At 67.7% G+C, this 24352-nt stretch carries 23 protein-coding genes; 11 read left to right on the top strand and 12 right to left on the bottom strand.

Features of this window, described 5'->3' with window-relative positions; all coding sequences use genetic code 11:
* Positions 1–37 precede the first annotated feature (37 nt).
* The gene (locus A5681_RS23175; protein WP_067281083.1) at positions 38–1117 is read left to right on the top strand and encodes a phosphotransferase family protein; all 1080 of its coding nucleotides are present in this window, start codon (positions 38–40) and stop codon (positions 1115–1117) included.
* Here the strand turns inward: A5681_RS23175 and A5681_RS23170 are convergent.
* The 4 genes from A5681_RS23170 to A5681_RS23155 all read right to left on the bottom strand — a co-directional run bounded on the left by A5681_RS23170 (position 1103) and on the right by A5681_RS23155 (position 7004).
* Complete coding sequence (locus A5681_RS23170) at positions 1103–4417, bottom strand: helix-turn-helix transcriptional regulator (RefSeq protein ID WP_231996400.1); 3315 nt, start codon at positions 4415–4417, stop codon at positions 1103–1105. The two genes, A5681_RS23175 and A5681_RS23170, sit on opposite strands and share 15 nt — an antisense overlap.
* Positions 4418–4517: 100 nt before the next feature.
* Positions 4518–4946: a pyridoxamine 5'-phosphate oxidase family protein gene (locus tag A5681_RS23165; RefSeq protein WP_067281079.1), complete on the bottom strand. Its 429-nt coding sequence runs from the start codon at positions 4944–4946 to the stop codon at positions 4518–4520.
* 43 nt (positions 4947–4989) lie between these two features.
* Positions 4990–5811 carry a mycofactocin-coupled SDR family oxidoreductase gene (locus A5681_RS23160; RefSeq protein ID WP_067281076.1) on the bottom strand — a complete coding sequence of 274 codons (822 nt, stop codon included), beginning with the start codon at positions 5809–5811 and terminating at the stop codon, positions 4990–4992.
* Positions 5811–7004: an acyl-CoA dehydrogenase family protein gene (locus A5681_RS23155; protein ID WP_067281074.1), complete on the bottom strand. Its 1194-nt coding sequence runs from the start codon at positions 7002–7004 to the stop codon at positions 5811–5813. The genes A5681_RS23160 and A5681_RS23155 overlap by 1 nt, the downstream gene beginning before the upstream one ends.
* 109 nt (positions 7005–7113) lie before the next feature.
* On the opposite strand from A5681_RS23155, the gene fabG reads away from it, so the two are divergent.
* From fabG to A5681_RS23125, 6 genes are all read left to right on the top strand, one after another.
* Positions 7114–7911 carry a 3-oxoacyl-ACP reductase FabG gene (gene fabG, locus A5681_RS23150; protein ID WP_082968507.1) on the top strand — a complete coding sequence of 266 codons (798 nt, stop codon included), beginning with the start codon at positions 7114–7116 and terminating at the stop codon, positions 7909–7911.
* Positions 7908–9134, top strand: a complete 1227-nt coding sequence (locus A5681_RS23145) for an acetyl-CoA C-acetyltransferase (RefSeq protein ID WP_067281071.1) — start codon at positions 7908–7910, stop codon at positions 9132–9134. Before fabG ends, A5681_RS23145 begins: the two co-directional genes overlap by 4 nt.
* On the top strand, positions 9131–10321 hold the full coding sequence (locus A5681_RS23140) for a CoA transferase (RefSeq protein WP_067281068.1): 1191 nt from the start codon (positions 9131–9133) through the stop codon (positions 10319–10321). The genes A5681_RS23145 and A5681_RS23140 overlap by 4 nt, the downstream gene beginning before the upstream one ends.
* A gap of 29 nt (positions 10322–10350) precedes the next feature.
* Positions 10351–11544, top strand: coding sequence for an acyl-CoA dehydrogenase family protein (locus tag A5681_RS23135; RefSeq protein WP_067281063.1), 1194 nt, complete (start codon positions 10351–10353; stop codon positions 11542–11544).
* A 2-nt stretch (positions 11545–11546) separates the two neighbouring features.
* Positions 11547–12239 (top strand): GntR family transcriptional regulator, encoded by a 693-nt coding sequence (locus tag A5681_RS23130; RefSeq protein WP_067281059.1) that lies wholly within the window; start codon positions 11547–11549, stop codon positions 12237–12239.
* Between the two features lie 68 nt (positions 12240–12307).
* Complete coding sequence (locus A5681_RS23125) at positions 12308–12670, top strand: hypothetical protein (protein ID WP_067281056.1); 363 nt, start codon at positions 12308–12310, stop codon at positions 12668–12670.
* Here A5681_RS23125 and A5681_RS23120 read toward each other — a convergent pair.
* A complete protein-coding gene (locus A5681_RS23120; RefSeq protein WP_082968506.1) occupies positions 12621–13640 on the bottom strand; it encodes a GlxA family transcriptional regulator in 1020 nt (339 codons plus the stop codon). The two genes, A5681_RS23125 and A5681_RS23120, sit on opposite strands and share 50 nt — an antisense overlap.
* Before the next feature lie 75 nt (positions 13641–13715).
* On the opposite strand from A5681_RS23120, the gene A5681_RS23115 reads away from it, so the two are divergent.
* Positions 13716–14372 (top strand): DJ-1/PfpI family protein, encoded by a 657-nt coding sequence (locus A5681_RS23115; RefSeq protein WP_067281349.1) that lies wholly within the window; start codon positions 13716–13718, stop codon positions 14370–14372.
* Entirely contained in the window at positions 14373–14681 is a 309-nt protein-coding gene (locus A5681_RS23110; RefSeq protein ID WP_067281053.1) for a hypothetical protein, read from the top strand.
* Between the two features lie 18 nt (positions 14682–14699).
* On the opposite strand, the gene A5681_RS23105 is transcribed toward A5681_RS23110, so the two are convergent.
* From A5681_RS23105 to A5681_RS23080, 6 genes are read right to left on the bottom strand one after another with little or no spacing between them, the layout of a single operon-like run.
* Positions 14700–16229 (bottom strand): class I adenylate-forming enzyme family protein, encoded by a 1530-nt coding sequence (locus tag A5681_RS23105; RefSeq protein ID WP_067281049.1) that lies wholly within the window; start codon positions 16227–16229, stop codon positions 14700–14702.
* Positions 16222–17826 (bottom strand): class I adenylate-forming enzyme family protein, encoded by a 1605-nt coding sequence (locus A5681_RS23100; protein ID WP_067281346.1) that lies wholly within the window; start codon positions 17824–17826, stop codon positions 16222–16224. Before A5681_RS23100 ends, A5681_RS23105 begins: the two co-directional genes overlap by 8 nt.
* Positions 17816–19300, bottom strand: coding sequence for a class I adenylate-forming enzyme family protein (locus A5681_RS23095; RefSeq protein WP_067281047.1), 1485 nt, complete (start codon positions 19298–19300; stop codon positions 17816–17818). Before A5681_RS23095 ends, A5681_RS23100 begins: the two co-directional genes overlap by 11 nt.
* On the bottom strand, positions 19300–20097 hold the full coding sequence (locus A5681_RS23090) for an enoyl-CoA hydratase/isomerase family protein (RefSeq protein ID WP_197498698.1): 798 nt from the start codon (positions 20095–20097) through the stop codon (positions 19300–19302). Before A5681_RS23090 ends, A5681_RS23095 begins: the two co-directional genes overlap by 1 nt.
* Positions 20088–20900: an enoyl-CoA hydratase/isomerase family protein gene (locus tag A5681_RS23085; protein ID WP_067281044.1), complete on the bottom strand. Its 813-nt coding sequence runs from the start codon at positions 20898–20900 to the stop codon at positions 20088–20090. Before A5681_RS23085 ends, A5681_RS23090 begins: the two co-directional genes overlap by 10 nt.
* Before the next feature lie 9 nt (positions 20901–20909).
* Entirely contained in the window at positions 20910–21722 is an 813-nt protein-coding gene (locus A5681_RS23080) for an enoyl-CoA hydratase/isomerase family protein (RefSeq protein ID WP_067281040.1), read from the bottom strand.
* A 133-nt stretch (positions 21723–21855) separates the two neighbouring features.
* Here A5681_RS23080 and A5681_RS23075 point away from each other — a divergent pair, with 133 nt between their 5' ends.
* Positions 21856–22563, top strand: coding sequence for a hypothetical protein (locus A5681_RS23075; RefSeq protein ID WP_067281037.1), 708 nt, complete (start codon positions 21856–21858; stop codon positions 22561–22563).
* A complete protein-coding gene (locus A5681_RS23070) occupies positions 22560–23459 on the top strand; it encodes an enoyl-CoA hydratase/isomerase family protein (RefSeq protein WP_067281033.1) in 900 nt (299 codons plus the stop codon). The genes A5681_RS23075 and A5681_RS23070 overlap by 4 nt, the downstream gene beginning before the upstream one ends.
* A gap of 18 nt (positions 23460–23477) precedes the next feature.
* Here the strand turns inward: A5681_RS23070 and A5681_RS23065 are convergent, their stop codons facing one another.
* Positions 23478–24290, bottom strand: coding sequence for a TetR/AcrR family transcriptional regulator (locus A5681_RS23065; RefSeq protein WP_067281029.1), 813 nt, complete (start codon positions 24288–24290; stop codon positions 23478–23480).
* Positions 24291–24352 lie beyond the last annotated feature (62 nt).

Genomic DNA, 24352 nt, shown 5'->3' with positions numbered 1-24352 from the left:
CGGACGGAGCCGTCCGGGTACAGGAGGCGCGCTGCCCATGAGTGCTGTGGTGTCGATTCCGCGGTATCCCGCCGACGTGACCCCGCAATGGTTATCGGCCGCGCTGAGCGGACGCGGCACCCCCGTCGAGGTCACCGACGTGGACGTGACCCCGATCGGCACGGGGCAGACGGGTGCGACCTACCGGGTGACCGCCCGCTACGCGACCGAGCCCGCCGACCTCCCGCAAACCTTTGTGATCAAGCTGCCGTCGCAGGACGACACCGTGCGCGACCGGGTGGTCATCGGATACCGCAGCGAGTGCGCGTTCTATTCGTCCGTGGCGCACCGGGTGCAGGTGCCGACGCCGCAGTGCTTCTATGCCGAGATCACCGACGACGCAATGGACTTCGCGTTGCTGCTCGCCGATCAGGCGCCGGCGGTGCAGGGCGATCAACTCGCGGGCTGCGGCGAGGCCGAAGCGCGCCTCGCGGTCACCGCCCTGGCCGGCCTGCACGCGCCCAGCTGGTGCGATCCATTCTGGCTCGATTTCCCGGGCATCGCGTTCGGCAGGCCGGACGAAGCGGGCGCCGCCGGCATGGGCGAGGTGGCGAAGATGAGTGCCGACATCACGCTCGACAAGCTGGGCGACCGGATGAGCGCCGAAGACCGCGAGACCTTCAGCGCGGCAATGGGTCTGGTGACGCCGTGGTTACTCGCCGAGTACGGCCGGTTCGCCCTGCTGCACGGCGACTACCGACTGGACAACCTGCTGTTCGACCCGGACCGCACCCGGGTCTGCGTGGTCGACTGGCAGACGCTCGGCGTGGGGCTGCCGGCCAGGGATCTGGCCTACTTCACCGCGACCAGCCTCAGTTCCCAGCTTCGCGCGGGCATCGAAGAAGGGCTCGTCGCGGACTACCATCGCGCGCTGTTGGCGTGCGGCGTCACCGGCTACGACCGCGAAACCTGTTGGCGTGATTACCGGCTCGGGGTGCTGCAGGCACCGCTGATCTCCGCGCTGGGTTTCGCGTTCGCCGCCGCCACCGAACGGGGCGACGACATGGTGCTGACCATGCTCAGCCGCGGCTGCCAAGCGATCCGCGAGCTGGGAACACTGGAGCTAATCGAGCACTGATCTGCGAGTTGCTTCCTGCGCCAGCTGCATCCGCGACGTGATCCCCAGCTTCGCGTACACATGGGTCAGGTGGGTCTGCACCGTGCGCGGGGAGATGAACAGCCGGTCGCCGATGTCCTTATTGCCCAATCCCTCGCTGACGAGGCGGACGACGTCGCGTTCGGTCGGGGTGAGCGAGTCCCAGCCGCTGGGCGGACGTTTGCGTTCGCCGCGGCCGCGCCGCGCGTACGCGATCGCCTCATCGGTGGACAGGGCCGCGCCCGCTTCCCAGGCGGTGCTGAATTCCTCGTCGCTCAGCGCTTTACGCGTCGCATTGACCGATGCCTCGTAGTCGGCGTCGTACACGCGGAAGCGGACGATGCCGGTGCGCTTGCGGATCGAGTCGGCGGCCCCGAAGAGCCGTGCCGCTTCCATGTGGTTCCCGGCGAGGTGAGCCAAACGGGCAAGACACTCCAAGAGGTCCGGTACGAAGAGGTGCGCTCGCTGTTCGGCCGCGCGGGACAGCGCGTCGTGGGCGTCGCGTTCGGCCTGACCGGGCTGGCTTTCCGCTAACGCCACACGTGACCGGATTGCCAGCGCCTGCACTGCGAACCAGCCTCGCGCGCCGGCAACGCCCTCGTCGGCCAAGCGGCGCGCGGACGTGAGATCGCCATGTGCCAGCGCGACTTCGCCGGAGGGTTTGGCGTTAATGGTCGCCACCGGCCAGTCGCCGAACCGTTCGCGAGCCGCCTCGCTGGCCGCGACGGCGGCGTCCACATCGCCGCTGGCGAGCGCCGCGAATGCCATCGACGAGTACACCACGGCCTCCATGTATCGGCCGATCTCGGCCGCGCCTTCGAGCGCCTCCATCGCGAGAGTGCGACCTTCGTCGGCCTGTCCGTGGTGGGCTAAGACGTGGCATAAGCGCTCGCGAGCGCACACCTGCCAGATCAGAGCGTGCGCCGCGTCCGCTTCGGTCAGCAATGCGCTAAGTTGTTCCGTCGCGCCGACGACATCCCCGAACACCAGCTGCGCTCCGGCCAGGCACCACCGGCATCCGCGTGAGTAGCCGTGGTCGAAGACGTCGTCCGCGAGGTCGCGGCCCTCCGTCGCGGCGGCGACCGCGGCCTCCACGTCTCCCGAACCGATGATGGCGGTGAGCGCCTGACTGTAGAGGAGCTGGCCGAGCCGCCACCGGTCGCCCAGTTGTCGGGCCAGGCTTTCCGCCTCGGAGAGATACGGTTGGGCCAGTTCGGAATTCCAGGCGGCAAGCCGGCCGCAAGTTGTGAGGGCGCGCGCCAGCAGCGCTGGATCGTCCAGCCCACGCGCAATGGCCAGTGCGCGCTGAGCTCGCGCGAAGCTATCCGGGTCGCGCATGTTGTCCAGGAACGCCTTATCCGCCAGGGCTCGCGCCAGCGCCCGGGGCGTCACCTCGGTGCCCGCCTCGGCGTCGGCCAGGGCGAGATCGAGCCAGTCGGACCCCTCCTTGAGGCGGCCCCGGGTGAGCCAATACGGCTGCAGTGAAGTAACCAGTTCCAACGCCCGATCGGTGTCAGATTGCTCACGACTCCACCCGAAGGCGGCCCGCAGATTGTCGATGTCGGTTTCGGCCCGGTCCAGCAGAATCTCCAGGCTTGTCTCGCCCGGAGCGTCGAGTTCGGCCGCCATCGCGGTGAAATGGTCACGGTGCCGATCCCGGACAGCGACGGCCTCTGCCGACTCGCCGAGTTTCTCCTGCGCATACTGACGAATCGTTTCGAGCAATCGGTATCGCGTTCGACCGTCGGCGGATTCGGCGATCACCAACGATTTGTCGACAAGCAGTGCCAACACATCCATCACCTGGTGTGGCGCCAGGTCGTTGTCGCACACCACTTTTCCGCAGGCTTCGAGGCTGAACCCGCCCATGAACACCCCAAGCCTGCGGAACAAGATTCGCTCCGGTTCGGTCAACAGCGCATGCGACCAGTCCACCGATGCGCGTAACGTCTGCTGGCGGCGCACCGCGGTTCGCGATCCACCGGTCAGCAATCGGAACCGGTCTTGCAGTCCGGCGAGAATCTCCCCAGGTGACAGCGCGCGAACCCGTGCCGCCGCCAGCTCGATCGCCAGCGGCATGCCGTCCAGGCGGCGGCAGATCTCGTCGATCGCGCGAGCGTCGACATCATTGGCCCGGAAGCCCGGATGCGCATTGCCGGCACGGTCGATGAACAGCCGTACGGCTTCGTCCGCTAGCGACAAAGACGGCACTCGCCAGGTCACCTCGCCGTTCATGCCGATCGGCTCGCGACTCGTCGCCAGCATCGTCAATCGCGGGCAGGCCGCCAGCAGGGTCTCGGCCAGCGCCGCGCTGGCATCCAGGAGATGCTCGCAGTTGTCGAGCACCATCAACATCTCTCGGTCCCCGATGAACTGCAGCAGGTTCTTCTCCGGGGCACGCCCCGGCTGGTCCGGCAGGCCCAACGCGCGGGCGGTGGCAACGGGCACCAGGTCGGGGTCGGTGAGGGGAGCCAGGTCCACATAGCAGATGCCGTCGGCGTACGCGCCGCTCGCGGTAGCCGCAACCCGCACGGCCAGCCGGGTCTTGCCGGCCCCACCGGCACCGGTCAGCGTCACCAGCCTGCCGCGCGCGAGAATGTCTCGCACCGCGGCGATTTCCGCGTCGCGGCCCACGAAACTGGTCAATTCGGCTGGAAGATGTTGGGTGGCAGGGGTTTCCCGCTTACGAAGCGGAGGAAACTCGTTGCAGAGGTCGCGATGGCACAGTTGCACCACGCGCTCTCGACGGGGCAGATCCCGTAACGCATGGCTGCCGAGATCGCTCAACCACGCGTCATCGGGGAGTGCGTCGGCCACCAAATCGCTGGTAGTGCCCGACAGCACGGTCTGGCCGCCGTGCGCGAGCTCGCGGAGTCGTGCCGTCCGGTTGATCGCGGGGCCCACGTAGTTGTTCTCGTCACGCAGCTGCACCTCGCCGGTGTGCAACCCGATGCGCAGTCGCAACGGCGCCAAGGGCGCACGCTGTATCGCGAGCGCGCATGCCACGGCGTGCGACGCTCGGGAGAATGCGACGACAAAGCTGTCACCCTCGCCCTGTTCGACCGGCCGGACGCCGTGATGACCGATCACCAACTCGGCCAGCGTTTGGTCGAGGTTGGCGATCGCGGCCATCATCTCCGAGGGCTGAGAGTCCCACAATTGCGTCGAGCCTTGGACGTCGGCCAGCAGCAGGGTGACGATGCCGGTCGGCAGGGGCTCGTTCATGGCCGCGTGGCTCCAGTCCAGGGGCGGCATTTCCGCCCGTGGATCGATTTCGCTCATGTTAGCCAGCATGCGGCAACCGCACGCGGCAAACATCGGCGTATGCGCGTAGTTTTCGGCCGCCAGCGCTATCTGCTACGCCCGGCGATCGGCCGAGAACTCAGAGGTCGCCAGTGAAGTCCGCGGTGAGCCAGCGGTCGGGGCGAATGGTGAACATCACCTCGTCCACACCCTCCATGCTGCGGATGAACGCCCGCCCGCCTTCCTCCCCGAGGTAGCGGATGGCGATTGCCTCCTGCACGTCGGTGGGTGCGGGATTGGCGGTGTCCACGATGGAGCCCTCGACCACCACGTACTGATACGGCGGTTCCTCGCGCTGGACCACCAACGTCACCTTGCCCGCCCGCTCGATGAGTCGTGCCTTGCGGCTGGAGGCCCCGGTCATGATCCGGATGTTTCCGCCGGGGGTGTAGTCGTACCAGATGGGAACACTGGCCGGCGGTCGCCCGTCGGGGGCGTCGACGGACAGGACCGCGACATGCAAGCCGGCCAAAAACTCCTGACGTTCGCTCTCGGTGAAGGCTTTCATGTGACCTGCAAGCATCGATCAGGGCGATGTATTCCCCGCCGGCTCAGTATTGCGTCGAGCCCTGATCGACCGGGATCCGCGCGGCGGTGATCTTGCGCGACTCGTCGCTGGCCAGCCAGCACACGGTGTCGGCGATCTCCTCCGGCTCGGCCACCCAGTCGGGCAGGAACGGCGTGAGCACGTTGGACAACTGCGGGTTGGTCTCCATGGCCTTGCCCACCGCGGCGACCATGTCGCCCGTGCCCATCGGCGTGTTCACCGGCCCGGGATGCACGCTGTTGACGCGGATCGAATGCTTGCCCAGCTCGGCGGCGAAGGCCCGGGCCATCCCGGTGACGGCGTGCTTGCTCGCGGTGTAGTGCACCATGAACGGCTGCATCTTCATGCCGGCCGCGGAGCTGATCAGAATGATCGAGCCGCCGCGACCGCCTTCGATGATCTTGTCCGCGCCGGCCATCACGGTGTTCCAGGTGCCGGTCACGTTGATGTCCATGACGTCGCGGAAGTTCTCCGGCGTGATCTCGTTCCACGCCTGCGGGGCAGCGACGCCGGCGTTGGCGACGATGATGTCCAGTCGCCCGAGCGCGGCGACGCCCGCGTCGACGGCCCGGCGAAGCGCCTCGAAGTCGCGGGTGTCGACGACCGAGGCGATGATGCGCTGGTTGGTTTCCTCGACCAGGCGAACGGTCTCGTCAAGGTCGTCGGGAGTCGCGGGGTCGTAGGGCACGCAGGACGGCAGCTTGCCGGCGATGTCGACGGCGATGATGTCGGCGCCCTCCCGCGCCAGCCGAACCGCGTGCGCGCGGCCTTGGCCGCGCGCGGCCCCGGTGATGAATGCGACTCTCCCTGCGAGCTTTCCTGCCATTACCGCTCCTTCGTTGATGTCGTGCGCTGCGCCGCTTTGACGAGGTTGGATCCGATGATCAGGCGCTGAATCTCGCTGGTGCCCTCGTAGAGGCGCAGCAGCCGCACATCGCGATAGATGCGCTCGACGGGGACGCCGTGCATGTAGCCGCTGCCGCCGTGCACCTGCACCGCGAGATCGGCAACGTTGCCGGCCATTTCGGTGCAGAACAGCTTGGCCGCCGACGGCGCGACCCTGCGGTCCTCGCCGGAGACCCAGAGCCGCGCCGCCTCGCGCACCATCGCGCGGCCGGCGAGCACCCCGGTCTGCTGATCGGCGATCATCGCCTGAACCAACTGGAACTGTCCGATTGGCGTGCCGCCCTGCGTGGCGGTCGCGGCGTAGGAGACGGATTCGTCGAGCGCGCGTTGCGCGGCGCCCACCGCGAGGGCAGCGATGTGGACCCGGCCCCGCGCCAGCGACGTCATCGCGGCTCGATAGCCGATGTCCTCGCTGCCCCCGATCAGTGCGTCGCCCCCGACCCGGACGTCGTCGAAGCTGACGTCGGCGGTCCACGCGCCTTCCTGACCCATCTTGGCGTCCTTGCTGCCGACTTCGACGCCGGGCGCGTCCGCCGGGACCAGGAATACCGCGATCCCGGGACCCTGGTCGTCGGCCGGCCGGGTGCGCGCGAACACCACGAAGAGGTCGGCGACGGGCGCGTTCGTGATGAAGCGCTTCTGCCCCGAGATCACCCAATCGCCTTGGTCGCGAACGGCTTTGGTTCGCAGGCCGGCGGGGTTCGATCCGGCGCCCGGCTCGGTCAACGCAAAGGAGGCGACGACGTCGCCGGACGCCATCGATTCCAGCCAGCGGGTCTTCTGCTCGTCGGTGCCGAAGCCGACCAGGACCTGGCCGGCGATGCCGTTGTTGGTGCCGAACATCGAACGCAGTGCCAGCGAGGTGTAACCCAGTTCCATCGCCAGTTCGACATCCTGCATCAGGTTCAGGCCGAGGCCGCCCCACCGCTGCGGCACCGCGTACCCGAACAGCCCCATCTTCTTGGCCTGCTCACGCAGGTCGTCGGGCACCCGATCCTCGGTGAGGATCTCCTGTTCGCGCGGGACCACGGCCGTCCGGACGAAGTGGCGGGTCTGGGCCAGGATCTCCTGGAAATCGTCGTCGGAGACCTCGGGTTGTTCGGCGGTGGTCATAGGCGGACGCTCCATCGTTGGCAGTGGCGGGGCCTCTCGGCCGCGAGCGGCCGGCCCGGTCAACGGCCCGGGGCGGGAACCGGGCACCGGTGCAGATCCTATATGAAATATGATATTCGACTGCCGGGGTGTCCCCGGGACGACAGCACAGGGAGGCGGGAATCAGGTGTCGATGCTGACAGGTCAGACCGCGGTGATCACCGGCGGCGCGCAGGGACTGGGTCTTGCCATCGCGGAACGCTTTGTCGCCGAGGGCGCGCGAGTTGTGCTGGGTGACGTCAACCTCGAAGAAACCCAGGTCGTCGCCAAGCAATTGGGCGGCGACGACGTCGCGGTCGCGGTCCGCTGCGATGTCACGCAGGCGGCCGACGTCGAGACCCTGATTCAGACCGCCGTCGAGCGTTTCGGCGGCCTGGACATCATGGTCAACAACGCAGGCATCACCCGCGACGCGACGATGCGCAAGATGACCGAGGAGCAGTTCGATCAGGTCATCGCCGTGCACCTGAAGGGAACCTGGAACGGCACCCGGCTGGCCGCCGCCGTCATGCGGGAAAACAAGCGAGGCGTGATCATCAACATGTCCTCGGTGTCGGGGAAGGTGGGCATGGTCGGCCAGACCAACTATTCGGCCGCGAAGGCCGGCATCGTCGGCATGACCAAGGCGGCCGCCAAAGAGTTGGCCTACCTCGGCGTCCGGGTGAACGCGATCGCCCCCGGCTTGATCCGCTCGGCGATGACGGAGGCCATGCCGCAGCGCATTTGGGATTCGAAAGTTGCCGAGGTGCCGATGGGGCGGGCCGGCGAACCCAGCGAGGTTGCCAGCGTGGCGCTGTTCCTGGCCTCTGACCTGTCCTCGTACATGACCGGAACCGTCATGGAAATCACCGGCGGCCGGCATCTATGAGCGCGATGCGCGAGACCGTCATCTGTGAACCCGTACGGACCCCCATTGGCCGCTACGGCGGGGTGTTCAAGTCGCTGACCGCCGTCGATCTTGGGGTCGCGGCGCTGAAGGGTCTCCTCGAACGGACGGGGCTGGCGCCCGACGCCGTGCAGGACGTCATCCTCGGCCACTGCTACCCGAGCAGTGAGGCGCCGGCGATCGGGCGGGTGGTGGCGCTGGACGCCGGGCTGCCGGTCACTGTCCCCGGGATGCAGGTCGACCGCCGATGCGGGTCGGGCCTGCAGGCGGTGATCCAAGCGTGCCTGCAGGTCGGCAACGGCGATCACGACCTCGTCGTCGCCGGCGGCTGCGAAAGCATGAGCAACGTCGCCTTCTACTCCACCGACATGCGGTGGGGCGGCGCGCGAACCGGCGTCCGGGTGCACGACGGGCTGGCGCGTGGCCGCACCACCGCCGGTGGTCGGCATCACCCCGTGCCCGGCGGCATGCTGGAGACGGCAGAGAATTTGCGCCGCCAGTACGGCATTCCGCGCCAGGAGCAAGACGAACTGGCCGTGCGGTCGCACCAGCGTGCGGTGGCCGCGCAGAAGGACGGCATCCTGGCCGAGGAGATCATTCCAGTCGCGGTGCGTACCCGGCAGGGCGAGGAATTGATCGACACCGACGAGCACCCGCGCGCCGACACGTCGGTCGAGTCGTTGAGCAAGTTGAAACCCGTTCTGGCGAATGAGGATTCAGAAGCCACGGTGACCGCCGGCAATGCCAGCGGACAGAACGACGCGGCCTCGATGTGCGTGGTGACCACGCCGGAGAAGGCGCGCGAATGCGGTCTGACGCCCCTGGTGCGCCTGGTGTCGTGGGGGCTGGCCGGCGTGGCGCCTCACATCATGGGTATCGGCCCGGTGCCGGCCACCGAGGCGGCGCTCGGCAAGGCCGGCCTGCGGTTGTCCGACATCGACCTCATCGAACTCAACGAAGCCTTTGCCGCGCAAGCGCTCGCGGTGATGCGTGAATGGAACTTCGGCACCGCCGACCACGACCGGACAAACGTGCACGGATCGGGGATCTCCCTCGGTCACCCGGTCGGCGCGACGGGTGGGCGCATGCTGGCCACCCTGGCGCGCGAGCTCAACCGCCGCGAGGCGCGCTACGGGTTGGAGACCATGTGCATCGGCGGCGGCCAGGGTCTCGCCGCGGTGTTCGAGCGGGTCGCCTCGACGTGACCGGCCCGCTGAGCGGCCTCACCGTCGTGGAGGTGTCCAGCTTCGTCGCCGCCCCGCTCTGCGGCATGACGCTGGGTCAGCTTGGCGCCGAAGTGATTCGCGTCGATCCGATCGGCGGCGCCTCCGACGTCCGGCGCTGGCCGTTGGCGGCGGACGGCACGTCGATCTACTGGACCGGCCTGAACAAGGGGAAGCGTTCGGCCACCATCGATCTGCGCTCCCCGGACGGGCAGGAACTGGTTCAGCGGCTCATCGTCGAGGGAGACGGTGTGGTGGTGACTAACGCCGCCGGGCTGTCCTGGCTCGGTCACGACGTGCTGGCCGCCCAGCGTTCCGACGTCATCCACGTCCAACTGCTCGGGCGCGGCGACGGTTCCACCGGTGTGGATTACACGGTCAACGCCGGTGTCGGGTTCCCGCTCGTCACCGGTCCGGCCGAGCACGCCGGGCCGATCAATCACGTGCTGCCCGCGTGGGACGTGTGCTGCGGCCTGTATGCCGCCCTGGCCGTCGTCACCGCTGTCCGCCGGCGGGACGAATCGGGGCTGGGCGCGCGGATCACCCTGGCGCTGGAGGATGTCGCGCTGGCCACGGCCGGGAACCTGGGACTGTTGACCGAGCCGCAGGTCACCGGCACCCAGCGGCAGCGCCTGGGCAACGCCATCTACGGCCAGTACGGACAGGACTTCACCTGTGGCGACGGCGCCAGGTTCATGGTGGTCACCCTGACCCGCAGGCACTTTCGCGATCTCGTCGACGTGACGGGCACCGGCGCCGCGGTGTCCGCGCTAGCCGAGGCCCTGGGCGTCGACTTCGATTCCGAGGGTGACCGCTACCGGTACCGCGACGTCCTGTCCGGCCTGTTCGCCACCTGGTTCAGCGATCACACGGCCGACGACGTCACCGCCACGCTGTCGAAGACCACGGTGCTCTTCGAGCGCTACCGCTGCTTCGCGGAGGTCGCCGCGGGCCCTCAGGTGACGGCCAACCCCGTGTTTTCCCGATTACACCAACCCGGTCTGGGCGACTACTTCGCCGCCGGACTGCCGGTCGCGTTCGACGGCGCCCACCCCGCCAGCGCGGCCGCGCCCGCCCTGGGGCAAGACACCGCCGAGGTCCTCGAGCGGCGCCTGGGAATGACATCGGCCGACATCGAACGGCTGACGGACGCGAACACGATCGACTAGCGCAGCAACCCGAAACGGAAAGACGACGCATGACCAGACTCGCACAGACCCTCGGGCTGACCGAATTCCAGACCGAAATCGTCGCCGCCGTACGGCAATTCGTCGAGAAGGAAGTCATCCCCAACGCCGCGGAGCTGGAACGCGGCGACACCTACCCGCAGCACATCGTGGACCAGATGCGCGATATGGGCTTGTTCGGGCTGATGATTCCCCAGGAGTACGGCGGCCTGGGGGAGTCGCTGCTGACCTACGCGCTGTGCGTCGAGGAGCTGGCCCGCGGCTGGATGAGCGTGTCCGGTGTCCTCAACACCCACTTCATCGTGGCCTACATGCTGCGCCAGCACGGCACCGACGCGCAGCAACAGCGGTTCTTGCCGCGCATGGCGACCGGTGAAACGCGGGGCGCCTTCTCGATGTCGGAACCGGAGCTGGGCTCCGACGTCGCCGCGATCCGTACGCGCGCCCAGCGCAACCCGGATGGCAACTACACGATCAACGGTCAGAAGATGTGGCTGACCAACGGCGCCACCTCCACGCTGGTGGCTGTCCTGGTGCGCACCGACGAGGGCTCGGACAGGGCGCACCGCAATCTGACCGCGTTCCTCGTCGAGAAGCCGGTCGGTTTCGGCGAAGTCGTTCCCGGGCTGCACATTCCGGGCAAAATCGACAAGCTGGGCTACAAGGGCATCGAAACGACGGAGATGATTTTCGACGGCTACCAGGCCAGTGCCGACGACATCCTCGGCGAAACCCCCGGGCAGGGCTTCTTCCAGATGATGGACGGCATCGAGGTCGGCCGGGTCAACGTGTCGGCCCGCGCCTGTGGCGTCGGCATCCGCGCTTTTGAGCTCGCGGTCCGCTACGCGCAACAGCGCCACACCTTCGGCAAGCCCATTGCCGAACATCAGGCCATCGCTTTCCAACTGGCCGAGATGGCCACCAAAGTCGAAGCGGCGCACCTGATGATGGTCAACGCGGCGCGGCTGAAGGACTCGGGGGAGCGCAACGACGTCGCCGCCGGGATGGCCAAATACCTGTGCAGCGAATACTGCACCGAGGTCACCCAGCAGAGCTTTCGGATCCACGGCGGTTACGGCTATTCCAAGGAATACGAGATCGAGCGGTTGATGCGGGATGCGCCGTTCCTGCTGATCGGCGAGGGCACCAGCGAAATCCAGAAGAACATCATTAGCAAGCGGCTGCTCGCCGAGTACCAGGTGTAGCGATGACGGTTCCGGATTTCGCCGCGCGGCCCCAACTCTCGGACGATGTCGCGCGGTTGATCCGTCAGCGGATCTTCGATGGCACCTACGTCGCGGGGTCCTACGTCCGCCTGGATCAACTTGCCGCCGAGTTGGGCATCAGTGTCACACCGGTGCGGGAAGCGCTGTTCGCCCTTCGCGCCGAAGGTTTGATCGACCAACGGCCCCGGCGCGGTTTCATGGTGTTGCCGGTGACCGGGCGCGACGTCACCGACGTCGCGAACGTGCAGGCCCACGTCGGCGGCGAACTCGCCGCGCGGGCCGCGATCAACATCACCGACGACCAACTGCGCGAACTCAAACAGATCCAGGCGGAGCTCGAAGACGCCTACGCCGGCGACGATGACGAGCGGACGGTGCGTCTGAACCATCAATTCCACCGGGCCATCAACGTCGCCGCCGACTCGCCGAAACTGGCCCAACTGATGTCCCAGATCACCCGCTACGCACCGGAATCGGTGTTCCCCGCCATCGAGGGCTGGCCGGAACAGTCGATGAGGGACCATCGCCGGATCCTGTCCGCGCTGAAGAAGCGCGACGAGGATTTGGCCCGCTCGGCGATGTCCCAGCATCTCGCGGCCGGCGCGGTGCCCCTGATCGACCACCTCACCGCTCGTGGGGTGGTCGTCGACGGGAGCCGTCCGGCCTCGGGCTAACTGTTGTTTCCCGCGCGCGCCTCGGCATATTCTCCCCTGGGAGGGGGCAACGACATAAGCGAGGAAAAGTGCCCCGAACGATCCGCACGTCGGCCATCCTCGGTGTCGCCGTGGTCGCGATAGCTCTCGCACCCCCGGCCGTCGCCGACCCACTGGACCCGATCCCCGGCAACGGCGTCTTTGTCGTGGGCCCCGACATCGCACCGGGCCTTTACCACACGGGCGGCTCGGGTTCGGCCTTCGGCGTGTGGATCAACAACGTGCCAACCCAGGACTCGATGTGCTCGTGGTTCACCTACAGCACGCCCGATGCGAACAAGGAGCACGTGCTTCAGACCAACACCTCGATCGGCCCGATGTACGCGAACATCAACACGGCGGTCAAGGCCTTCGAGTCGCAGAACTGTCAACCGTGGACACGGGTTTCCTAGCGCGCCTCGCGGCCCACGCCTGGGTGTCGTGATTCTTGTCGCGAAAGGCATTGCGATAACTTTGCGGCGCCACTCCCACCAGGCGGCGGAACTGTTCGCGGAAATTCGTCACTGACGCGAAACCGACCTGGCGCGAGATGGATTCGACGCTGTCGGAGCTGCGCTCGAGCAGCTCCTCGGCGTGCTTGATCCGGACGCTGTTCACCCACTGCATCGGCGTTTGGCCCGTTTCCGTCTTGAACCGCCGGTTGAGGGTTCGCTCGCTGGTGGCGGCCTGCCGCGCGATGTCGCGGAGCGTCAGTGGCAGGTGGGCGTTGCCCTCCAGCCAAACCAGCAGGCCGTCGAGTTCGGTGTCGGACCTTGCGCGGTGGCGAATGACGAACTGAGCCTGGTCGCCGGTGCGATGAAGGGGTGTGACCGCCAACCGGGCGGCGTCGGCGGCCGCCGACGAGCCGTAGTCGCGCGCAACCATGTACAGGCACAAGTCGAGTCCCGCGGACGCCCCGGCGGAGGTGAGAACCTGGCCTTCGTCGACGTAGAGCGCGGCGGCATCGAGTCGGACGTCGGGATGCACGGCGGAAAACAGGTCGGCGGCCGACCAATGCGTGGTGGCGCGTTTGCCAGCCAGTATCCCGGCGGCGGCGACGGTGAAGGTGCCGCTGCAGATGGAGGCGATGCGAATCCCCTTGCCGTACGCCGACTTCAGCGCCGCGATGACATCCTGCCGGACCGGCACCGTGACGTCGTTGCGCCCGGGCACCACGATGGTATCGGCGTTTGCGAGTTCCGCCAGGCCGCAATCGGTGGCGATCCGCACGGGTCCCGCCGGAACGACGGGGTCCGCGCCGCAAACCCGAACGCGGTACCCCGGAGCGCCGGTCGGGAGGCAGACACGACCGAATACCTCGATCGCGATCGCCAGATCGAACGCGATGACGTCCGGCTCGGCCAGGATCGCCACGGAGTGCATGGGTTGGCAATATACCGGTCCATAGTGTCAATCCAGCCACTGGTTTTGTCGGACGCGGCCGATGACGATGACGTGGTGCACGCACAGATTGTCTTGTACGACGGGTTCGACCCGCTCGACGTCATCGGCCCGTTCGAAGTCCTGGCGGCGGGCAGCGACCGTGTGGTGGGTGACCTGACGGTGACGCTGGTGTCGGCGGAGGGGCCGCGCAGTGTCATCGGCGGCACTCGCGGTTTGGCGCTGACGGCCGCCGCCGCACTCGATCCGTCGGCGAGCGGCTGCGTGATCGTGCCCGGCGCCAGCGGCCCCATCGCCGGTGATCCGGACGACGGTGTCGAGACCATCCCGGTGCTGCTGGCCCGAGCGGCGCAGACCGAGCTGACACCGTTGTTGCGGAAGGCGTTTGACAACCCGGAGGTGACGGTGGCCGGTGTCTGCGGCGGATCCGTGGTGATGGCGATGTCCGGCCTGATCGAGGGGCGCCACGCGGTGACTCATCACCTGGGCCTGGAGCTGCTCGAAGCCGCGGGTGTGCGTGCGGTGGCGGCGCGCGTGGTCGACGACGGCGACCTGATTACCGCAGGCGGTGTCACGTCGGGGCTCGATCTGGCCCTGTACCTGCTGGACCGGTGGTACGGACCGCGAGTCGCGCACGCCGTCGAGGAGCTCTTCGAGTACGAGCGTCGGGGCACCGTGTGGCGTCCGACGGGACGAGAACCGGTGGAGGCATAGATGGGCATCGGTGGTGACTGGGACGTAACTATCAAGACCCCGATCGGGACTCTGGCGGTGCGGTATGCGTTCGCCGAGTTGCCGGGCGGACTGGCCGGCACGGCGACGTACAAGGGCGAGACAGTTCTGTTGCGGGACTTGACGAGTGGCGCGGCCGCCGAGGGCACGCGGCTGACCTGGCGGCAATCGGTGACCAAACCGATGCGGCTCAACCTGGCCTTCGACGTCGTGGTCGACGGGGACCGGATGGCCGGGCATTCCCGCGCGGGCCGGTTACCGCGGTCGGCGGTCTCCGGTGTCCGCCGCTGACCGTAACCACGACCACGATCAGCCCGCGAGCGTCTCGATCAGCATCTCCCGCAGCCGACCGGTGTCGACCTTGCCGGTTCCCCCGCGCGGGACGCCGTCATCGGATTCCAACAACAGCCACACGGTCGGAACCTTGAACGCGCTCAGCAGCGTTCGCGCACAACGACTCAGGTGATCGGAGGACAGCGCCCCCTCGCACACCACCGCCGCGCCCACCTTTTCGCCCGTCGTTCCCGGCACGCTGGTGACAAAGGCACTGCGGACGCCCTCGATGGTTCGCAGCGCCCGTTCGACCTCACTGGGATAGACGGTTGCACCGCTGACCTTGAACATGTCGTCGGAGCGCCCGTGGTAGAACAGGAACCCCTCTTCGTCGAGGCGGCCCAGGTCGCCGGTGGGGTAGAAGCCGTCGACGGTGAACACGTCTTCTCGGCTGCGGCCACAGATGCCCCGCAGGGTGTGCGGTCCGCGGATCTGGATCATGCCGACCCTGCCCGCAGGGACGGACTCGCCGCTGTCGGCGTCGACGATGCGAATCTCCATGCCCGCGAACGGCTTTCCGCAACTGCCCCAGGCCGGCGCGGGCATGTCGGTGTCGGCGGGATAACCGCAGTACGGGCCGAACGCCTCGGTCATGCCGAACAATGTGGCCCGTGCGCCGGGCTGAGCCCGCTGGTCGGGCGGGAGCAGCGCCTGCAGGCTTCCGGGGCGCAGGGCGGACAGGTCGGCGCCGATCGCGGCGGCGTGCCGGGCCAGCGTCTCGGCCTGGTCGGGCCAGCCGCGGAACAGCGTCACGCGCTCGGCTTCCAGCAGTCGCAACGTGGTCTCGGGTCGCGGTATCTCCTCGGTCACCAGGGTGGCGCCGGCCAGCAGCGTCGAAAGGATGCCGCTGCCGAAGCCGCCCACCCAGAAGAACGGCATCGGTAGATACAGCCGGGTGTCGGCGGTGATGCGGCGCGCGGCCAGGCCCGATCGCACGGCGCCCAGCGCGCTGCCGTGAGAATGCATGACTCCCTTGGGCGCCCCGCTGCTGCCGGAGGTGAACATGATGACCATGAGGTCGGCGGCCGTGACCGCGCCCGTCATGGCGTCGACGAGCCGGCGGGCCCGATCGCCGGCGATGGCATCGGTGAGCCGGTCCGCCGTCCAGATCTGGCGCAGGGCGGGAAGCTCGGTCCGCGGTGGCAGGGCGTCGAGGTAGCGGCGCCCGCGGAACTCTTCGACGCTGATCAGGAATTGCACCGCGGCGGCCCGCAGTTGCGCGACCAGTTCACCCGCGGCGAGCAGCGTGCTCAGCGGAACCAGCACCGCCCCGATGCGGGTCAGGGCGAGCGCCACCTCCACCCAGCGCGCGCCGTTCGGCATGATCAGCCCGACCCGGGTCCCCTTGGTGACGCCTGCTTCGACGAAGACCGCGGCGAGATCCCTTGTCACCGCGTCCAGTTGGCCGTAACCGGTGCGCGCTGTCGGGTCGATCACCATTGGCTTGTCGCCGTAGCGGGTGGCGCGCGAACGCACCAGCTGGTCGATCGTCGTCGATTCAGGCATCGAGCAGCTTTCGCAGGTGCTGTCTGTCCACTTTGCCGCTGGAGAGCAGCGGCAGTTGATCGCGCGACAGGGCCAGGAAGCGCCGGGGGATCTTGTATGCCGACAGTTCGGCCTTGAGGCCGTCCCGCAGCGCCGCCTCGTCGAAGGCGGCGCGGTCGGGAACGATCACGACCGCCGCGACCAGCTGTCCACGCCGCGCATCCGGGACGCCGACGACATGGGCGGTGAGCCCGCCGGTGACCTTGGCGATCGCCCGTTCCACCTCGTCGGCCGAGACATTGGCGCCGGCCGTCTTGATCATCGTGCTGAGCCGGCCGAGGTAGTAGAAGAACCCGTCGGCGTCGGCGCGCACCAAATCCCCGGTGTGGAACCAACCGTCGGCGTCGAAGCACTCCTCGCGGCTGCGTCGGTGGTAGCGCCGCATCACGAAAGGTCCGCGGATCCAGAGTTCCCCGACCTTGCCGACGCCGGCCGTCGATCCGGTTTCGGTGTCGACGATTTTGGTGTCGAAGCCGGGCGCGGGTTTGCCGAACGATCCGCGCCTGCTCTCGGGCTGGTCGGTCTCGTCGCCGCTGATCAGCACGACGCTGCCGGCCTCGGTCATGCCCAGCATGTTGTGCCGGAGCTCGGGATCGGCCGGTCGAACCTCGGGCGCCATGATCGGGTACAGGTTGCCGCGACGCATCGATGACAGATCACGGCTCGGGGAGCTCGGATGGTCGGCGAGGTGCGCGATCCCCGCGCTGAAACCGTTTGTCATGGTCGGCTTTTCGGCTTCGAGCAAGTCAAGCGTGTTGCCGGGATCCTCGGCGTGGGAGCACATCAGAGTCGAGCCCGCGACCAACGTGGCGAGCAGTCCGAACGCCAGGCCGCCGATCCAGAAGAACGGCGAATTGCAGAACAGCTTGTCGTCGGCCGTCAAACCGCGAATGTCGTTGAGGTTGCGCTGGTGTTCGAGCAGCGCGCCGTGCGTGTGCACGACGCCCTTGGGGGCGCTGCTGGAGCCCGACGTGTACACGATGGCCAGGGGATCGCAGCCCCGGAGGTCATCTTGCGTCGCCGCCAGCAGCTCGGGGGTCACGGTATCGGCCAGCCGGTAGATCCGGTCGATGTCGCGGACGCGCCGCCGCGCACGGGGGTGGTAGCTGATGCCGACCTGCCGCAGTTGCGGTGCCGCCGGGGCCAAGAGCGGGTCGTCTGATTCGAATTCCGGGTCCGAGAGCACTTGTTCGAGTCGTTGCACGTAGTCGTGGGCGCGGAAAGATGCTGCGCTCAAGAGTATTTCGACATCGCTGTCGAGCAGCTGTTCGTGCATCTCACGGGCGGTGACGAAGGTGGAGAACGGAACCACCACGGCGCCGATCCGCGCCGCCGCCAGCATCGCGACGACGAATTCCGAGCCGTTGGGGTAGAGCAGGCCGACATGGGTGCCCTTGCCGGCGCCGACGGCGATCAGGCCGCGGGCGAGCGCGGCCGAGCGGGCCTCGGCTTGGGCATAGCTGATCCGGTCGCCGTCGCAGATGAGGAGCGGATGTTTCCCGCGCGCACGGGCGCGCTCTGTCAGGACCCGGGCGACCGTCGGGCTGTCACCGGGCATGGTCACTGTCGGCCGCGCTGAAGAAGCGCTGGACCGCCCCCAGATCTGCCTTGCCCGACGGTGTCCGCGGGATGGTGTCGACGATCGCGATCTCGGTGGGAATCTCGTAGCGCGCCAACCGTGTTCCGAGGTATTCCACCAGCGCGTCGGAGTCGACGGAGGCGGGCCGACGCAGCTCCACCATGGCGATCGGCGTCGCGCCGAGACGCTGGTCGGGCCGGCCGACCACCGCCGCACCCGCCACCGCGGGGTGGCTCTCCAGGGCGGTGCGAACGTCGTCGGGCATCACCTTGAACCCACCGCGGATGATCGCCTGGTCGGCCCGCCCGACGATCCACAGAAAGCCGTCCGCGTCGATGCGCGCCATGTCGGTGGTCCGCATCCATTCGGCCGACGGCCCCAGTTGGCCCGGCTTGACCTCGAGCAGACCGACCGCGTCGGCCCCCAGCGGCGTGCCGTCGTCCGCGACCACCCGCAGCTGCGCACCGGGGTTGGCGCGGCCGACGCTGCCGCGTTTGGCGGCCCAATAGCGTTGGTGATCCGGCAGGGTCCAACCGGCGACGCCACCACCGAATTCCGTTGCCGCGTAGGACGTCAAAACGGGGATGCCGTATTTGGCGGTGAAGGCGTCGGCGTCGTCGGCCGTCAGTGGGGCCGTGCCGCAGGTCACGGCGCGGATGCTCTCCAGATCGGCCCGCGGCAGGTCCGAGTGCAACACCGTGCGCAGGGCCGCGGGTACCAGCGATACAGTGCGCGGCCGGTGCCTGCGCACCGCGTCGGCCCAGGCTTTCAGCTCGAAACGTTCGAGCAGCGCGAATGGTCGTGCGTCGGCGATGCATTGCAGCACGCGGAACACCCCGCCGATGTGCACCAGTGGGGAGTTGACGATCGCGACGCCGCGACGGAGTTCGGTGGGCGCCGGGGCGCGGTGGGGATCGGCGCCCATCACGCTGCGCGCCAGCATGTCGTAGCCGAGGTCGATCCTTTTGGGCGGACCCGTCGTGCCGCTGGTCAACATTCGCACCGCGACCCCGGTCCGCGGGTGGACACCGGGTGCCCGGGGAGTCGCCGAGCGGCCGGCCGGGCCGTCGTCCAACCGGCCCGCAATCGCCACAGTGCTGGCGCCGGTCGTCGGCGGCAGCAGTGTCGTCAGATCGCCGCGTTCCCCGATGATCAGGGGCAGCCGCAGTCCGGCGACGTCGGCCTTGGTGCGCTCGTCGCCGCGAGCCGGGTTGATGACGACGACCGTTCCGCCGGCCAGCAGCACGCCGAGAAACGCGGCCACCTGCCCGGGCCGGTTGCGCAGCAGGATACCGACATCGGGCCCACGCTCGGCGACGAGACAGGCGATGCGCTGCGCCATGGCGCCGACCCCGGCCCAGGAGATCCATTGGCCCTCATACTCGATGGCGTGCGCTTCTGGCCGCAGACCGAGGACATCGGCGATGCGTTGACTGAGCGGGTGCGGTGGCATCAGCGAATCTTTGGAGTATGCGCCGCACCTTCGCCGTCGGCCTTCTGGGCGGCGAGTTCGGCGGTGCCGAGCGGATTGCCCAGCCGGGTGTAGATCAGCCCCTGCTCGAGCGCCGCCCGATATGGCTTGTCGAGCGATTCCCAAATCGCCTTCACCGTGCCCTGCGTCGCGGTCGGGGGCTTCGCGGCGATGGTCGTGGCGATTTCGTGCGCGCGGTCCCACAGCCGGGCGGCGGGGACCACCTCTGATACCAATCCGATCCGTAGCGCGGTGTCGGCGCCGACCCGTTCGTCGTTACCCATCAGCGCGATGCGCAGCGTCTCGCCCAAGCCGATCCGCCTCATCAAACCGATCGGTTCCAAGGCGCAGACCAGGCCGGCCGACACGTGCGAGTCGAAGAAGGTGGCGTCCTCCGCGCAGATGACCACGTCCGATTCGTTGATGAAGTAGAACGCGCCCGCGGTGCACATCCCCTGAACGGCGCACACGACCGGCTTCCACATCTTCTGCCACTTGGGGCTGAGCGACTCGCCGGGATCCTCGTGGTTCCAGATGTTTTCGGGCTGCCCGTAGGGCGTCTTGACATCCAGTCCGGCGCTGAACGCACGATCACCGGCCGCCCTCAGCACGACAGCGTTGACTGAGTCATCGAGTTTGACCGTGCGCCAGGCTTCGGCCATCTCCTCACACATGGTGCGGTTGAACGCGTTCAACTGCCCCGGCCGGTTCAGCGTGATCGTCGCGACCCGGGCGGTCTTGTCGATGTCGAGCAGGATGGTCTCGAACGTCATCGGCATTGCCAATCCGGCTTGCGTTTCTCCACGAAGGCCTTGGGCCCTTCGGCCGCGTCCTCGGTGCGCAACACGCGCTCGCGGAACGTTTCCGCCATGATCTCGGCTTCGTGCAGCGGGACATTGAGGCCCTTGACGATGGCCAGCCGAGTTCCCCGGACCGCCAGCGGCGCGTTGGAGTTGACGATGTCGGCAATCTCGCGCGCCCGCTCGAGAAGCCGGTCGTGTTCGACGACCTCGCTCACCAAGCCGAGTTCGTAGGCGCGGTGTGCGCTCATCCGTTCGTGCTTGCCCATCAACGCCATCCGCAGGGCGATCGAGCGGGGCAGCACGCGCGACACCCGCACCATCTCGCGTCCGGCCACCAACCCGATGCTCACATGCGGATCGAAGAATGTGGCTTGTTCCGACGCGATCACGATGTCCGATGTGGTGACCCAGTCCATGCCGGCGCCACAGCACAACCCGTTGACCGCAGTGATCACGGGCTTGGCGGCCGTGCGAAACGGCGGGGTGCCCTCCTGTGGCGCCTCCCATTGGTCGTAAGTCGACAGGTACGGGCGTTCGTAGATCACCTTGCCGTCTTCGGGAATGGCCTTGACGTCGGCGCCGGTGCAGAACGCGCGACCCGTCCCGGTCACGATGGTCAGCCATACCTTGTCGTCGTTTTCGGCCTCGTCGTAGGCCGCCCGCAACTCGGTGATCATGTGCGGGCTGAGCGCGTTGAGGGCCTCCGGGCGGTTCAGCGCGATGGTGGCGGTATGCCCGTCGACGTCGTAGGTGATGGTGTCGAACGAGTCAGTAGGCATCCTGTTCCCTCATCTGCCCTGGAATTTCGGTGTGCGTCGCTGCCGGAAGGCTTCCAAGCCCTCCTTGAAGTCCGCTGTGCGGCAGGACAGTTCGAGGTTGAACAGCTCCTGGGTCATCGATTCGCTCAGCGTCGCGTGCTGGCCGAAGCTCAGCGCCTGCTTGGCCAGCCCCATCGCCGCCGTCGGCCCGGACGCCAGCCGTTCGAGCAACACCTCGGCGGCGTCGTCGAGCTCGCCGGGGCTCACCGCCTGGTGAATCAGTCCCCAGTCGGCCGCGTCGACGGCGCCGAGCTTCTCACCGAGCAACAACATTCGCCTCGCCCGCGCGAGGCCGATCAGCCGGGGCAGCAGCCAGGTGGCGCCCGAATCGGGGCTGAAGCCGCGGTCGATGAAGGGCTCCCAGAACACCGCGTCGGAGGCGGCGATGGTGAAGTCGGCGGCCAGCGCGAGGTTGCAGCCGAACCCCGCTGCCCATCCCCGCACGCTGCACAGCACCGGCAGCTGGATGCTCGCGACGAGTTCGATGACCCGGTGGGCGCCATGGGGGATCCGCCGCACCAGATCGCCGGTGCGGGGCCGCTGCCGGTCGTTGGTGGCGACCCAGTCCACCCCGGCACAGAAGTCATCACCGCCCCGGATGAGGATCGCCCTGAGTGAATCGTCGGCGGCGGCTGTCGTCAGCGCATCCACCAATGACCCAATCATGGCCTCGCTCAGCGAATTTCGCCGCCCCGGTCGATCAAGCGCTATCCGCAAGATCGCGCCGTCTCGGTGCGTTGCCACCGAACCGTCGGCACCGGCCGCGTCGGCCCCCTGACTCACCGTCGGATCCGGCCTTTCTGCCGATACGGTTACCCATACAGTAGGCAATACGATTGATACGCTGTATAAGTTAGCAGGGTACGCTGCCGCCGGAAATAGCCGGGCCGGAAACCCAAGCGAAAAGAGATCAAGCATGGCCATGCAGGAGGGCGGAGCCCAGCGGCGGGCCGCGCCCGGGTCGACGCCCACCGGCGACGCCAGGTTCGGCGAGCGGCCCCTGGACCAGACCGTGGCCGCGGCCGGCGCCATGCGGCGCCTGAGCTCACTGCTGGTCGCACTGGAACATCCGCATCCGACGGTCGACACCATGCTCGAGAAGTTCGCGCAGTGGGAGCACGAACTGTCCGCCGCGGCGCCCGAGGACAACGCGCCGCGGATCGGTGACATCGCCGACGATCCCCGACGGGTCTACCTCAACCACGCCACCGACGTCGGCGCCTACAACCCGTGCTTTCCGGAGTACCTGTTCGACGAACTCGATGCCGACAAGGCGACCGGGCGGGTCAACTTTCCCCTGGTCTACGAGGGCCCACCGGGATTGGTGCACGGGGGCTTTTTGGGCGTTTTCTTCGACTGCGTCATTCAGCACCACAACTGCGTCACGGGCCTGTCCGGGAAGACGCGGTCGCTGGCGGTGACGTTTCGCCGGCCGACACCGGTGTTGACCGACCTGCGGTTCGACATCGCTCGCTCGCAGATCGAACGCGGGATCGCGTCGACGGCTCGGCTGCTGCTCGACGACGAAGTGCTCTGCACCGGCGAGGTGACCACGTTGGCGTCACCGCCGGAAAAGCTGGCCGGGTTTCAATTCGGCAGGCGGCGAAAGGAGTCCGACAGATGACTTCCCCGAACTCCTCGGACGATCGCGTGCTGTTCGAGGTCGACCGCGACCGCCGCATCGCCACGATCACGCTGAACAATCCGGCCCAACGCAATTCGTATGACGCCGCGATGCGCGAGACGGTCGCCCGATGCCTTGACGAGGTGGCCGAAGACGACGATCTGACGGTGGTGCTGTTGCGCGGCGCCGGGGGAGTCTTCTCCACCGGGGCCGACATGAACAACGCGTATGGCTGGTACGGCACGCCAAGCAAAACCGACGGTGACGACGCGCCGGCCAAGCGCCGTCCCAGTCAGCGCCGGCGACTCACCGTGGACCGTAAGTCTTTTGGCTTCTACCACAACTTCATGGGCTTCCCGAAGGTCACGGTGGGCGAGATCGCCGGCTACGCGCTCGGCGGCGGCTTCGAAATGGCGCTGATGACCGACATCTCCGTGATAGCACGCGACACCAAGATAGGCATGCCGGCGACCCGCTTTCTCGGGCCCGCTCTCGGCAGCCTGCACATGTTCTTCCACCGCCTCGGCCCCGTGCTGGCCCGGCGACTGCTGCTGACCGGTGACGTCGTCGAGGCGGGCGAGCTCGAGCATCTCGGGATCTTCACCGACACATGCGATTCCGCCGCGGTACCCGCTCGGGCGCGGTACTGGGCAGAGAAGGCGGCGAAGATGCCCGCCGACGGGGTGGTCATCGCCAAGGAGGCGTTCCGTCTCGTCGAACAGAGTCAGGCATACCAGGGCGAGGAAGTGGCCAGCTACCTCTTTCACGCCTTCGGCACCAATCTGCAATTCGGGCCGGGAGAGTTCAACTTCGTCAAAACCCGCGCGCAGCACGGGACCAAGGAAGCGTTCCGGCTCCGCGACGAATACTTCGACGTGCCGGAACCCGAGGTGTAGTAAGCCGATTCGTGTGGGCTAGCGCGCGGCCGGGGCCTTGGTCCGCGCGCGCGACCCGGGCGCCTTGGCGGCCTTGCGGGCCCGTGACGGCGCCGCCTTGCCGCCTTTGGCTCCTTTGCCCTCCTCGATCAACCGGCTGGCGTGATCGAGGATGCAGCCGAGGCCGTACTCGAAGTTGGTCTCGTCCGGGGCGCCGATCCGATGGCCGATGCGGCTCACCTGCGCCAGCAGTGGAGTCTTCTCCGGGTCGATGGCGACGGCGTCCTCGATGGCGCGCGCGCCCTCATCGGTGGACTGGTTCTTTTCGTAGAGCCGCTGCAGCACCACCGATCCGCGGACGTGCACCGAAACCGCCGAGTAGGTGTCGAAGGCATCCTCTGGAGTAAGGCCGGCTTCGACCAGGTTGGCGATCGCCTTCTCCATCTCCTCGGCGCCCAGTCGCGCCGCCTTCGGGCTGAGCGCGGCCCGAATCAGAATCAGGTCGCACAGAATCGGGTTGCCCATGAACGTTTTCCGCATCAGGCGCGCATGGTTGCGCAACGTCTCGCGCCAGTCGCTGGCCTCGACGTAGGGAGTGGCGAACACGTACTTGCTCAGCGCGCGGTCGGTCATCGCGTTGAGCAGATCGTCCTTCTTACGGAAGTACCAGTAGATGCTGGTGACGCCGACGCCCAGATGTTTGCCGAGCAGCGGCATGCTCAAGTTGTCGATCGACACCTGCTCTGCGAGTTCGAATGCGCCACTGATGATGTCATCGGGATTGATGGATCCGCGCTCGCGTCGTTGACGCTTGTCGGCGGTAGCCTGCTTTGCCACTACGGGCACCTCCATCACGATGTATCCTGTGCATGCGGTCGGAGAGCCGTGCCAACTCACCTGCGCATACGTGCGGG

This window comes from Mycobacterium scrofulaceum (assembly GCF_001667885.1).
GTDB classification, from domain to species: domain Bacteria; phylum Actinomycetota; class Actinomycetes; order Mycobacteriales; family Mycobacteriaceae; genus Mycobacterium; species Mycobacterium scrofulaceum_C.
This window is presented reverse-complemented; position numbering and strand designations above follow the sequence as displayed.

Excerpts from the sequence above, each read along its gene's own strand:
- A5681_RS23120 (WP_082968506.1), bottom strand. The coding sequence starts at position 13,640 with ATGCACTCCGTGGCGATCCTGGCCGAGCCGGACGTCATCGCGTTCGAT.
- A5681_RS23070 (WP_067281033.1), top strand. The coding sequence starts at position 22,560 with ATGACTTCCCCGAACTCCTCGGACGATCGCGTGCTGTTCGAGGTCGAC.
- A5681_RS23175 (WP_067281083.1), top strand. The coding sequence starts at position 38 with ATGAGTGCTGTGGTGTCGATTCCGCGGTATCCCGCCGACGTGACCCCG.
- A5681_RS23110 (WP_067281053.1), top strand. The coding sequence starts at position 14,373 with ATGGGCATCGGTGGTGACTGGGACGTAACTATCAAGACCCCGATCGGG.
- A5681_RS23090 (WP_197498698.1), bottom strand. The coding sequence starts at position 20,097 with ATGCCGATGACGTTCGAGACCATCCTGCTCGACATCGACAAGACCGCC.
- A5681_RS23170 (WP_231996400.1), bottom strand. The coding sequence starts at position 4,417 with ATGAGCGAAATCGATCCACGGGCGGAAATGCCGCCCCTGGACTGGAGC.
- A5681_RS23105 (WP_067281049.1), bottom strand. The coding sequence starts at position 16,229 with ATGCCTGAATCGACGACGATCGACCAGCTGGTGCGTTCGCGCGCCACC.
- A5681_RS23075 (WP_067281037.1), top strand. The coding sequence starts at position 21,856 with ATGGCCATGCAGGAGGGCGGAGCCCAGCGGCGGGCCGCGCCCGGGTCG.
- A5681_RS23155 (WP_067281074.1), bottom strand. The coding sequence starts at position 7,004 with ATGACCACCGCCGAACAACCCGAGGTCTCCGACGACGATTTCCAGGAG.
- A5681_RS23095 (WP_067281047.1), bottom strand. The coding sequence starts at position 19,300 with ATGCCACCGCACCCGCTCAGTCAACGCATCGCCGATGTCCTCGGTCTG.
- fabG (WP_082968507.1), top strand. The coding sequence starts at position 7,114 with ATGATATTCGACTGCCGGGGTGTCCCCGGGACGACAGCACAGGGAGGC.
- A5681_RS23100 (WP_067281346.1), bottom strand. The coding sequence starts at position 17,826 with ATGCCCGGTGACAGCCCGACGGTCGCCCGGGTCCTGACAGAGCGCGCC.
- A5681_RS23165 (WP_067281079.1), bottom strand. The coding sequence starts at position 4,946 with ATGAAAGCCTTCACCGAGAGCGAACGTCAGGAGTTTTTGGCCGGCTTG.
- A5681_RS23130 (WP_067281059.1), top strand. The coding sequence starts at position 11,547 with ATGACGGTTCCGGATTTCGCCGCGCGGCCCCAACTCTCGGACGATGTC.
- A5681_RS23135 (WP_067281063.1), top strand. The coding sequence starts at position 10,351 with ATGACCAGACTCGCACAGACCCTCGGGCTGACCGAATTCCAGACCGAA.
- A5681_RS23145 (WP_067281071.1), top strand. The coding sequence starts at position 7,908 with ATGAGCGCGATGCGCGAGACCGTCATCTGTGAACCCGTACGGACCCCC.
- A5681_RS23085 (WP_067281044.1), bottom strand. The coding sequence starts at position 20,900 with ATGCCTACTGACTCGTTCGACACCATCACCTACGACGTCGACGGGCAT.
- A5681_RS23065 (WP_067281029.1), bottom strand. The coding sequence starts at position 24,290 with ATGGAGGTGCCCGTAGTGGCAAAGCAGGCTACCGCCGACAAGCGTCAA.
- A5681_RS23160 (WP_067281076.1), bottom strand. The coding sequence starts at position 5,811 with ATGGCAGGAAAGCTCGCAGGGAGAGTCGCATTCATCACCGGGGCCGCG.